The organism is Rhizobium sp. SRI_017, assembly GCF_057586295.1.
On sequence record NZ_JBYCZP010000022.1, the window covers coordinates 86,040 to 97,596 of the forward strand.

Below are 11,557 nucleotides of genomic sequence, written 5' to 3' on the forward strand. Positions count from 1 at the left end.
CGCCGCTAGAACCCGATATCGAACCCGTCCGAATCCAGGAACTCCGAGCCGAAGGCGCTGCCCGTCGTTTCGAGCTGCGACTGCAGTTCGTCGACATCACCCATGATCCAGAGACCGGTGAAGGCAGCGACGAAGCGACGTTCGCGCACCGCCGCCCAGGGCCGCATCAGTCCGAAGCTCGCAATCGTCACCACGGTGTTGGAGATCAGGATCCAGGCATAGTGGAAGCGGGGCACGTCACTGACCAGGCGATGCTTGTCGTCGAATGTCGCAGCGCTCCACATGACGTTGCGGACGCCGATGCGATAGACGATCAGCATCAGGTAATAGGAGAGCAGGAAGGGGATGATCGCCACGTAGCTGAAGACCACGTGGAAGATCGCCCGCCACCAGTCCGACCGCATCACCTCGGTGGGCATGACGTCATATTCATGGCTCAGCGTATAGGCGAAGAGAAAGAAGGACGGCACCAGGCCGACGATCAGCAGGAGGGCCGGCAGCCAGATCGACTTGTAGATCGAGCCGATCCGGCCCCTGGTGATGAAGCGGCGGCCGCCATAGCTCGCGCCATCGAACAAGTAGTTGTAATAGATCTTGCTGAAGATGGGGGCGAGCAATCCGAACGAGACAAGGCCGAGCACCCCGCCCAGGAGCAGACTGACATAGGCTTTGAGCAGGCTGCCGCGGAACTGGAAGCGCAGGTTGCGATAGCTCGTAATCCGTGCCTTGAACCGCAGTCCGCGCTCGACCAGCCAGGGCAACGCGATCAGCACCAGGACCACGATCCCGAACGTCGCGAGCGGATAGGCATCGCCGATCAACTGGGTGATGACGAGATAGGCCGCGACCAGCAGCCAACCCTTGAGCAACTGGCCGCCGGTCGCATGATAATCGAAGCCAAAGCCGGCCAGCGTCGTGTTGGCATGGAAGAAGCGGTTGCGCCGCACCTTGGCCCAAGGCGCGTAGAGGCCGAGCGTGACCAGCGTCAGCAGCGTGTTGACAATCCAGATGCCGAAATAGTCGCGCGCGGTGCCGTGGAATTCGGCGCGGTGCAGCACATGCGTCCGTTCGAGGCGGAGCTGCTCGGCTTGCTTCGTCGTGATGCGTACACGGGGTAGTAGCTGTTCTCTTTCCACGCCGTTTCCGACGGCTGCATCCATGACCATGCGGGTATCCTCGCACTGCGCATTCGCGCTCCCGAACCATGATATTCAACCTGCAGCAGGCACGGATCGCCTGGCCTCGCGAATATCGATTTGTCCGGAAGACGTGTGAGCGACGCGATTTCATCCTGTCGTCGCAGGGGTGCCCTGTGCCCTGGGGAACAGGGCAAACGAGAACGGCCGCCCGCGATCAAGCGAACGGCCGTCCCCAACCCTGATATCCTGCCCTCTTCGCGCTGTCGGCTGGCGGAACCGACCGGCAAAGCCGATATCCGGGCAAGCCTTAGTGTGCGTCCATGACCGGCACGAATCCGCCCCAGACCCGGCGCGTCTCGTCTTGCGGCGGGTTGCCCTGGTGCATGCGGGGATCGGCGAAGATCTTCTGCCAGGCGGCATCACGAACCGCCTTTGACGGCCACTCGACCCAGGAGAAGACGACCGCCTCGCCCGGCTCGGCATTCACCGATCGGCGGAAGTCGGTTACCTTGCCGTCGGGCACGTTGTCGCTCCAGGCATCGACGACGCGGGTCGCGCCGTTTTCCATCAGGATATCAGCGACACGTTCGGCGTAGGCCGAATAAGCGGCGCGGCTGTCGCCCGGCGTCGGCACCAGCGCGCCGTCGATATAGCTCGCCTTGCCGCGCTGGCCCCTCTCGAGAATTCCCTGGAAGCCGCCGTAGATCATGCGCTGCCCATCGAAGGGCATGTCCTTGCCGATCTCGGCCATGCGCGGATCAGACATGATCATCTTGTTGGCCTCATCGGCCACGGTTTTCGAGGCATATTCATGCCAGGAAAACACGATCTTTTCCCCGGGCGTCGCTTTCACCGCGCGACGAAAATCGGTCACCTTGCCTTCCTGCACATCATCGTCCCAGGCCTCGACCTGGCGCTGGGCACCGTATTCGCGGAACAGCGGGATGCCGGCATTGGCGGTGTCGATATAGGCCTGCCTGTTGGCTTCCGGCACGGCGACGACAAATCCTGAAACATAGGTCATGACTTTCTCCTCTCTGGTAGCGGTTGCGATTCCCCTTGGGGAAACGCCTCATGTCAGAAGGCGTTGGCTTGACTTTTAGGTTGATATCAACATAATTGCGACATGTCAAATAGCTGCATCGTCCCGTTCGAAACCACACTCCATGTCAGGGACCACTGCCTCTGCCTCGCCGCCCAGCGCGCGGCGCGCCGGCTCGCCCGGCGGTTCGACGAGGCACTGAAGCCGATCGGCATCACCAGCGGCCAGTTTTCGCTTCTGATGTCGCTCAACCGGCCCGAACCGCCGACGATCGGCTCTGTCGCCAGCCTGCTCGCCATGGACCGGACCACGCTGACGGCCAATCTCAAGCCGCTGGAGCGGCGCGGGATGATCGCACTCGCAGCTGATGAAAAAGACCGCCGGAGCCGGCGCGTCCGGCTTCTGAATGCCGGAATGGCGGCATTGAGCGCGGCGCTGCCAATCTGGATCGGCACGCATGCGGAGATCGACGCAGAACTGGGCAGCGATCAGGCGGTGGCGCTGCGCGGTGGGCTGCGGGCGGTGGCGTGAGCCGCCACACCCCTCACCAAGCGCGCCCAGGCATTCGACCTTCGGTCTCATGCGGGCTTGCTATCCTCTCCCAGAGGGGGAGAGGTAGGCTGCCACAAGCACCGCTTCGCTTGAGGCACCGTGTGCGCCGCGAGTTTACCTCTCACCTTGTGGGAGAGGATACGAAGGCCGGGTGAACGTGAGTGAACCCTTGGCCGAAGTTGGTGAGGGGTTAGCGTCCGCACCGGAAGCAAAAGAGCCGGCGGAGATATCTCCCCGCCGGCCCCAATGCATTCGCTTTCCGAAGACCTTACTTCATCGTCGGCATGACGAACTCGGCGCCGTCCTTGATGCCCGACGGCCAGCGGCTCGTGATCGTCTTGGTCCGTGTCCAGAACTTGAACGAGTCGGTGCCATGCTGGTTGAGGTCGCCGAAGGACGAGGACTTCCAGCCGCCGAAGGAGTGATAGGCCAGTGGCACCGGGATCGGCACGTTGATGCCGACCATGCCGATATTGATGCGGGAGGCGAAGTCGCGGGCCGCGTCGCCGTCACGGGTGTAGATCGCGACGCCGTTGCCATATTCGTGCTTCATCGGCAGGTCCAGCGCTTCCTCGTAGTTCTTGGCGCGGACGACCGACAGGACCGGTCCGAAGATTTCCTGCTTGTAGATGTCCATGTCAGGCGTGACGTTGTCGAACAGGCAGCCACCGATGAAGTTGCCGTTCTCGTAGCCCTGCAGCTGGAACGCACGGCCGTCGACGACGAGCTTGGCGCCTTCCTCGACGCCCTTGTCGATCAGGCCGAGGATGCGGGCCTTGGCTTCCTTGGTGACAACCGGGCCCATGTCAGCCTTGTCGTCGGTATAAGGACCGATACGCAGCGATTCCACCATCGGTGTCAGCTTGTCGATCAGGCGGTTGGCGGTTTCCTCGCCGACCGGGACGGCGACCGAGATCGCCATACAGCGCTCGCCGGCCGAACCGTAGCCCGCGCCCATCAGGGCGTTGGCGGCCTGGTCGAGATCGGCGTCGGGCATGATGATCATGTGGTTCTTGGCGCCGCCGAAGCACTGGGCGCGCTTGCCGTTCATCGCGGCGGTGCCATAGACGTAGCGGGCGATCGGGGTCGAGCCGACGAAGGACACGGCCGAGATATCGCTGTGTGTCAGGATGCCGTCGACAGCCGACTTGTCGCCGTTGACGACGTTGAGGATGCCGGCGGGCAGGCCAGCCTCGATCATCAACTCGGCAAGGCGGATCGGCACGGAGGGATCACGCTCCGAGGGCTTGAGGATGAAGGCGTTGCCGCAGGCGATGGCCGGGGCAAACATCCACATCGGGATCATCGCCGGGAAGTTGAAGGGCGTGATGCCGGCGCCGATACCGACCGGCTGGCGGATCGAATACATGTCGATGTTCGGGCCGGCGCCTTCGGTGAACTCGCTCTTCATCAGATGCGGCGCACCGATGACGAATTCGCAGACTTCGAGGCCACGGATCACGTCGCCCTTGGCATCGTCGATCGTCTTGCCGTGCTCGCGGGAGAGCATCTCGGCCAATTCGTTCATGTTGTCGTTGAGCAGTTGCACGAACTTCATGAAGACGCGGGCGCGGCGCTGCGGATTGGTAGCGGCCCATTTGGGCTGTGCGGCCTTGGCGCTCTGCACCGCCGCATTGAGTTCGGCCTCGCTTGCCAGCGCCACTTCGGCCTGGATTTCGCCGGTCGCCGGGTTGAATACCGCCTGCTTGCGGCCGGACGTGCCGGCAACCTGCTTGCCGTCGATGAAATGCCCGATCTGGTACATGGATTTTCCTCCGTGATTATGTTGGTGCGGATCTTACGCTTCAATTTGCACAAAGCAATGGAATGGAATAAGCATCCGTTGTGCATGAATTAAAGTAACGAGATGGTGCAGCATGGACGGCAAGATGGTCAGAATTGCGGAACTGGAGATCGATCCGGAGCAGTTGGACGCCTATCGCGCACTGCTTGCGGAGGAGATCGCGGCATCGGTGGAGAAGGAGCCGGGCGTGCTGATGTTGCATGCGGTGGCGGAGCGGGAGCGGCCGGAGCAGATCCGGATTCTGGAAGTCTATGCTGACCGGGAGGCTTATGAGGCGCATCTCAAGACGCCGCATTTCCTGAAATACAAGGAGGGGACGGCGGGCATGGTGAAGGCACTGAGGCTGGTGGATGTCGATCCGGTGATGATGCGGGGGAAGTAGGAACGCTGTGGATTTACCCCTCACCAACTTCGGCCATGCATTCGACTATGTCTCATGCGGCCTACGTATCCTCTCCCACAAGGGGAGAGGTAGGATGCCTCAAGTTCCGCCTTTGCTCAAGGCACCGAGGTCGCCGCGGGTCTACCTCGCCCCCTGTGGGAGAGGATACGAAGGCCCGGTGAGCCTTGCGAACCGTTGGCCGAAGTTGGTGAGGGGTAAAACGTCGAGGCTCTCCCCATGAACTGGGATGACGTCCGCATTTTCCTCGCCGTGGCCCGCGCAGGCCAGATCCTCGCCGCCTCCAAGCGATTGGCGCTCAACCATGCCACCCTCTCCCGACGGCTCACTGCATTGGAGGAAGCGCTCGGCACCCGCCTCTTCATCCGCCGCACCAATGGCTGCGAACTGACCGAACAGGGTGAAGTCTTCCTGGCCTCTGCCGAACGCATGGAAACCGAAATGCTGGCGGCGCAATCGAGCCTCGGCCGCACCGATACGGCGATCGCCGGCACCGTCCGCATCGGCGCGCCGGATGGTTTCGGCGTCTCGTTCCTCGCGCCGCGCATGGGGCGGCTGCTCGAACGCCATCCGGAGCTCAAGATTCAGCTTGTGCCGGTGCCGCGCGCCTTTTCGCTGTCGAGCCGCGAGGCCGATATTGCCATCACGCTCGAGCGGCCGGAACAGGGCCGGCTTATCTCCTCCAAGCTCACGGACTATACGCTGGGTCTCTACGCCTCCCGCGCCTATGCGGAGGCGAACGGGGCGCCTGACGACGCCGAAGCGCTCAAGAGCCACCGCCGCATCGGCTATGTCGAGGACCTGATCTTCTCGCAGTCGCTGAATTTCACCGGCGAAGTGATGCGCAACTGGAATGCCGGCTTCGAGATTTCATCGGCCACCGGCCAGACCGAAGCCGTGCGCTCCGGTGCGGGCATCGGCATCCTGCACAATTACATTGCCCGGCAGTATCCGGATCTCGTCCGCGTCATGCCCGATACCGCAATCCAGCGCACCTACTGGACCGTCTTCCACGAGAGTGCCCGTGACCTCGCGCGCATCCGCATCGTCGCCGATTTCCTGCATGAGATCGTGCGGGAAGCCCGAGGCATTTGGTAATCGGGCATATGGTAAATGAAGTCTTATTAACGCTACTGGCAATTTATTACCCCATATCGCCTTGAAGCATCTGTAAAACTTGTCACTGACGCGTCTATACGGTGGACTTGGACGCGAGGGGACAGACGTGAAAGACAAGATCAGCTTTTCGAGCAAGCTCCGCTATTGGTTCGATCAGACCATGGCGGCGGGCACTGGCGCGCTTATCGGTTGGCTCGGCATCATCTCACTCATCATCATTCTGGCCTTCGGCGCGCTTATCGCGATCACCGGCGTCGCCCAGCAGGACGGCGAGACCCTGACCTTCGCCGAAGCGGCCTGGGCATCGCTGATGCGCACGCTCGACGCCGGCACGATGGGCGGAGACTCGGGCTGGGTGTTCCGCGGCGTCATGCTGCTTGTCACGCTTGCCGGCATCTTCGTCGTCTCCACCCTCATCGGCGTGCTGAGTTCGGGTATCGAAAGCAAGCTCGACGAGTTGCGCAAGGGCCGCTCGCAGGTGCTCGAGAAGGATCATACGATCATTTTCAACTGGTCGCCCTCGATCTTCGATGTCATCTCTGAACTGGTGATCGCCAACGAAAGCCGCCGCCATCCCCGCATCGTCGTCATGGCGACGAGGGACAAGGTCGAAATGGAAGAGGAGATCGCCGCCAAGGTGGCCGATCTGAGGAACACCAAGGTCATTTGCCGCTCGGGCGACCCGACCGACCTTTACGACCTCTCGATCGTCAATCCCAACGCCTCGCGTTCGATCGTCATCCTGTCACCCGAAGCGGCCGACCCGGACTCCAGCGTCATCAAGACCATTCTCGCGCTGACCCAGGGACCCGGCCGCCGCGACGAGAAATACCGCATCGCGGCTGAAATCCGTGATCCTGTCAATGCTGAACTGGCCGAGATCGTCGGCGGCGGCGAGGCGCAGTTGGTGCTCGCCGACGACCTGATCTCGCGCATCGTCGTCCATTCGAGCCGCCAGCCGGGCCTGAGCGCCGTCTATACCGAACTGCTCGATTTCGACGGCTCGGAAATCTACACGACCGCCGAGCCGAAGCTCGAGGGCAAGTCGCTGGCCGAGGCCGCGATGTCCTACGAGAGCAGCACGATCATCGGTCTCGTCTCGCCCGAGGGACAGGTGGAACTCAACCCCGACAAGACCCGCCGCATCGCCGGCGGCGAGAAGCTAGTCCTGATCGCCGAGGACGACGACGCGATCATGTACAAGCCATTCACCGGCGCCGTCGATCGCTCCATCATGCGCCGCGCCGAGGAGCAGGTGCTGGCGCCGGAGCGTACGCTGCTGCTCGGCTGGAACCGCCGCGCGCCGATGATCGCCTCCGAGCTGTCGCGCTTCGTGGCGCCGGGCTCGGTGCTGACCATCGTCGCCGATACCGACGACCTTGCCGGCAAGTCGCGCGGCATCCGCCTCTACGGCACCAACCTGCAGCTCGACATCCGCGAGGGCGATTCCTCGTCGCGCAACGTCATCCGCAGCCTTGATCCGCTTTCCTACGATCACGTGCTCGTACTCGGCTACAACGAGGACCTCGACGCCCAGCCGGCCGACACGCGCACACTGGTCACGCTGCTGCATCTGCGCCAGATCGCCGACGGCGCCGGCACGCGCTCCAGCGTGGTCAGTGAAATGATCGACGTCAGGAACCGCGAACTCGCCGAAGTCTCCAAGGCCGACGACTTCGTGGTCAGCAACAAGCTTGTCAGCCTGATGCTCGCCCAGGCGGCCGAGAACGAATACATGACCCGCATCTTCGGGAACCTGCTCGATGAGCAGGGTTCGGAGCTCTATCTCAAGCCCGCGACCGACTATATCGAGACCGGCGCCGAGGTCGATTTCTACACGATCACGGTCGCCGCCATGCTGCAGGGCCAGACCGCCATCGGCTACCGCAAGCACAATAGCAATGGCACCTGGTCGGTGAAGATCAATCCCGCCAAGTCGGAGAAGATCCGTTTTGAAGCCGGCGAGCAGGTGGTCGTGCTCTCGCAAAGCTGAGGCCATGGACCGCATTGATGGGGCGGCTATACTGCCTCTCGACCCGCAAGCCGGCGTCGCCGCATGAGGAAGAACGATGGACCCGCTGGTATTGCGTTTGGGACTGGCGCTTGCCATCGGCCTTCTGGTCGGGCTCGAACGCGGCTGGCGTGAGCGCGAGGCACCGGCAGGGAGCCGGACAGCCGGCATCCGCACATACGGCATTTCCGGCCTGCTCGGCGGTGTGACGGTTGCGCTCGGCGAGGCCACGCGAAACTCGCTCGTGCTTCCCGCCGGCTTCATTGCCTTTGCCGCCGTCTTCGCCTGGTTCAAATGGCACGAGGCCGAGCACGATGAGGATTTCAGCGCGACATCGGTGATCGCGGCCATCGCCGTCTTCGCCTTCGGCGCGCTTGCGGTCGCCGGCAAGCCGATGGAGGCCGCTGCCGGCGGCGTGGCGTTGACCACGGTGCTCGCCAGCCGCGAGTTGCTGCATGGCTGGCTCAAGCGCCTGACCTGGATCGAACTGCGCTCCGCGCTCGTGCTCGCCGTGATGACTGCGGTGGTGCTCCCACTGCTGCCCGATCGACCGGTCGACCCATGGAACGCGATCAATCCGCGCCAGATCTGGTTCTTCACCATCCTGATGGGCGCACTCTCCTATCTCGGCTATATCCTGATCCGCGTTGCCGGTCCCTCGCGTGGGCTGATCTACTCGTCGCTGGCCGGCGGACTGGTCTCCTCGACCGCCATGACACTGTCGCTTGCGCGGACCGATGGCGATCCGCATCGCCGGGCGGGCGCGGCTTGCCTTGCTGCGGTCGTATCCGTGCTGCGGATGCTCGTTATCACGACCTTCATCGGCCCCGACATCGCGGTCTACGTTGCGCCGCCGACGATCTCAGCGGCGATCGTCTTCGCGCTGTTCGGCCTGATCCTGCTGCGCGCGGCCTTGTCGGACACATCCAGCCATGAACACCGCAACCCTCTCGATCTCAAGCCGATCCTGATCTCGGCGCTGATCCTGATGGTCATGTCGACCTTCAGTGCGATCTCATCGCGCTATTTCGGCGCGTCGAGCCTTCCCATCACCGCCGCGATCGCCGGCATGGCCGATGTCGACGTCGCCGTTCTGTCCATGGTGCGGCTGCAGAATGGGCCGACGCCGCATGAGATACTCGGCCTTGCCATCCTCGCCGCTTATGCATCCAATGCTCTGGTGCGGTTCGTCAGCGCGGCCGCGATCGCGCCGCGATCGTTTTCACTGTCTTATGGCGTTGCGACCACTGTCGCCCTATCGGCAGCCTTTGTCGTCTACTGGTTCCTGCCCATCGCAAAATTTTTTCAGTAGCATTAAATAATTGATTTCAGAGGCTTAAGCCCTCCTCGTGGCTCTCCCTAGCCGATTCTTGCGAAGATTTTCGTCGATACATGTTGCCAACCACATATCTCGTTCCTAGATATCTGTTGCCAACCACGTAACGGAGAGCTCGCCATGAATTCCCTCTTCACGCCGACCACGCTCGGTAACATCAATTTGCCCCATCGTCTCGCGCTCGCTCCGATGACCCGGAGCCGCGCCAATGCTGATGGTACGCCCACCAATCTGGTGCCGATCTACTATGCGCAGCGAGCTTCGCTCGGCCTGCTCATCACAGAAGGCACCCAGCCCTCGGAAGACGGCCAGGGCTACATGCTGACCCCAGGCATCCACAGCGCCGATCAGGTGGCCGCCTGGAAGAAGGTCGCGACCGCGGTTCATGCCGAAGGCGGCCACATCTTCATGCAGATCATGCATTCCGGCCGCATGGGCCATCCCGACAACACGCCGCATCACCGCGATCTCGTGGCCCCCAGCGCCATCAGCGCCGGCCAGACGATGTTCACGCCGACAGGCCCGCAAGAAACACCCACTCCGCGCGCACTCAGCCGCGACGAGGTCCTCCAGACCATTGATGACTTCCGCAAGGCAGCCCGCAATGCGATCGACGCCGGCCTCGATGGCGTGGAAATCCACGGTGCCAATGGCTACCTGATCAACCAGTTCCTCGCATCCAACGCCAATATCCGCACCGACGAATATGGCGGCAAGATCGAGAACCGCGCCCGCTTCGCGATCGAAGTTGCCAAAGCCGTCGCCGATGAAATCGGGCCTGAACGGACCGGCATCCGGCTGTCGCCGGGCCTGGAAATCGGCGGCCTGAACGATGGACCGGATGGCGAGGAGCTCTACCGCTACCTCGTGACGGAACTGAACAAGCTCGGCCTCGTCTATCTGCACCTGCATCATTTCGGCAACGACGCGTTGCTTGCGGACCTTCGTGCCCGCTGGTCGCAGAAGCTCTTGGTGCTGCGCTACGATCGCCCGCTCGACGATATCGCCAAGGACCTCGACAGCGGCCTGGCCGACATCGTGCCGGTCGGCCGCTGGGGTCTCGCCAACCCAGATTTTGTGGAACGCCTCAAGTCGGGCGCTTCATTGAACGACCCTGATCCGTCTACGTTTTACAGCGGCGGCGCGAAAGGCTATATCGATTATCCGACACTGCAATCGGCAGAAAGTGCCGTTGCCTGACAGGACCGTGTGAGAAGATGGACGAAGTAAGCCGCGAATGCCTTGAGCATGTGCCCTGCGCATGCCTGAAGACGGACTATCCGGTGAGCTTCGCCATCTTCGCGCTGGCCCGATCCCACCGGGCGAAGGCGGCCACCATGCTGGCCGATATCGGCCTGTTCCCGGGCCAGGAAATCCTGTTGATGCAGCTTGCAGAGAAAGACGGCAAGCCGCAGAAATCACTTTGCGAGTCGATCGGGCTCGACCATTCCACCGTCGCGAAATCCGTGGCGCGCCTGGAGCGCGACGGCCTGATCGAACGCCGCAAGTGTCCCGAAGACGGCCGCGTCTCGCAGGTCCATCTCACCGCCGAAGGCCGCAAGATGACCGACGCGATCACCAAGGTTTGGGCCGAGCTCGAACGCCAGACGATCAAGGATCTTTCCCAGAGCGAGCAGCAGTTGCTGATGGCGGTGGCGAAAAAGATCGTCGTCAGCACAGCCGTCCCCGAGGAAATCGCAGCCGAGTGCGATCGGCTCGCGATCTTGGCGTAACGCAGCCAGCTCAGTATTTGCGATCTGCCGATTCCCGCTTCTTTTCGTGTCTCGATCAGCCCGATCGGCGTCCTTAGGTCAGCCGCCACATGGCGGCGGCCGGGATGTTGGAGGCACGGTCCCGGATAGCAAGGTGTCCATTTGGGCATGGCCTGTACCAGCCGCCCTGCCGGCACATCCTCCGCCACCGTCCAGTCATTTTCCGTATATCGACTGCGAGATTGGCTGCGTCAACCACTCGCTCCGTTTGATGTGGCAACTCTCGAGTGCGTTAACCCACAAAAGCTTGGGCCCGTCTGGATGAACGGGTTGGCCCCTTCAAATGTTGGACTTGAAGCCAATGTCTTATGCGACTTTGCGCTAAGTGGATTGAAAGCAACGTTGTCGCAACCCTAAGTAAAATGGCTTATGCTGGCGGCGC

The 11,557-nt window shown here is 62.4% G+C and carries 10 protein-coding genes; 7 read left to right on the forward strand and 3 right to left on the reverse strand.

Annotation, left to right across the window (positions count from 1 at the left end; all coding sequences use genetic code 11):
• Positions 1-5: 5 nt before the first annotated feature.
• Together AC2YI2_RS31040 and AC2YI2_RS31045 are read right to left on the reverse strand one after the other, a co-directional pair.
• Positions 6-1,166, reverse strand: a complete 1,161-nt coding sequence (locus AC2YI2_RS31040; protein WP_487390403.1) for a YjgN family protein — start codon at positions 1,164-1,166, stop codon at positions 6-8.
• 280 nt (positions 1,167-1,446) lie between these two features.
• Complete coding sequence (locus AC2YI2_RS31045; RefSeq protein WP_487390404.1) at positions 1,447-2,163, reverse strand: DUF1428 domain-containing protein; 717 nt, start codon at positions 2,161-2,163, stop codon at positions 1,447-1,449.
• Between the two features lie 102 nt (positions 2,164-2,265).
• Here AC2YI2_RS31045 and AC2YI2_RS31050 point away from each other — a divergent pair, with 102 nt between their 5' ends.
• A complete protein-coding gene (locus AC2YI2_RS31050; protein ID WP_487390405.1) occupies positions 2,266-2,712 on the forward strand; it encodes a MarR family winged helix-turn-helix transcriptional regulator in 447 nt (148 codons plus the stop codon).
• 289 nt (positions 2,713-3,001) lie between these two features.
• On the opposite strand, the gene AC2YI2_RS31055 is transcribed toward AC2YI2_RS31050, so the two are convergent.
• The gene (locus AC2YI2_RS31055) at positions 3,002-4,498 is read right to left on the reverse strand and encodes a CoA-acylating methylmalonate-semialdehyde dehydrogenase (protein ID WP_487390406.1); all 1,497 of its coding nucleotides are present in this window, start codon (positions 4,496-4,498) and stop codon (positions 3,002-3,004) included.
• A gap of 124 nt (positions 4,499-4,622) precedes the next feature.
• Between AC2YI2_RS31055 and AC2YI2_RS31060 the strand changes: the two genes are divergently transcribed.
• The 6 genes from AC2YI2_RS31060 to AC2YI2_RS31085 all read left to right on the forward strand — a co-directional run bounded on the left by AC2YI2_RS31060 (position 4,623) and on the right by AC2YI2_RS31085 (position 11,136).
• The gene (locus AC2YI2_RS31060; RefSeq protein ID WP_487390407.1) at positions 4,623-4,919 is read left to right on the forward strand and encodes a putative quinol monooxygenase; all 297 of its coding nucleotides are present in this window, start codon (positions 4,623-4,625) and stop codon (positions 4,917-4,919) included.
• Positions 4,920-5,156: 237 nt separating this feature from the next.
• Positions 5,157-6,035: a LysR family transcriptional regulator gene (locus AC2YI2_RS31065; protein WP_487390408.1), complete on the forward strand. Its 879-nt coding sequence runs from the start codon at positions 5,157-5,159 to the stop codon at positions 6,033-6,035.
• 127 nt (positions 6,036-6,162) lie between these two features.
• Entirely contained in the window at positions 6,163-8,049 is a 1,887-nt protein-coding gene (locus tag AC2YI2_RS31070) for a CASTOR/POLLUX-related putative ion channel (RefSeq protein WP_487390409.1), read from the forward strand.
• A 76-nt stretch (positions 8,050-8,125) separates the two neighbouring features.
• Positions 8,126-9,379 (forward strand): MgtC/SapB family protein, encoded by a 1,254-nt coding sequence (locus AC2YI2_RS31075; protein ID WP_487390410.1) that lies wholly within the window; start codon positions 8,126-8,128, stop codon positions 9,377-9,379.
• 144 nt (positions 9,380-9,523) lie between these two features.
• A complete protein-coding gene (locus AC2YI2_RS31080) occupies positions 9,524-10,603 on the forward strand; it encodes an alkene reductase (RefSeq protein ID WP_487390411.1) in 1,080 nt (359 codons plus the stop codon).
• Between the two features lie 17 nt (positions 10,604-10,620).
• Positions 10,621-11,136, forward strand: coding sequence for a MarR family winged helix-turn-helix transcriptional regulator (locus AC2YI2_RS31085; protein ID WP_487390412.1), 516 nt, complete (start codon positions 10,621-10,623; stop codon positions 11,134-11,136).
• Positions 11,137-11,557 lie beyond the last annotated feature (421 nt).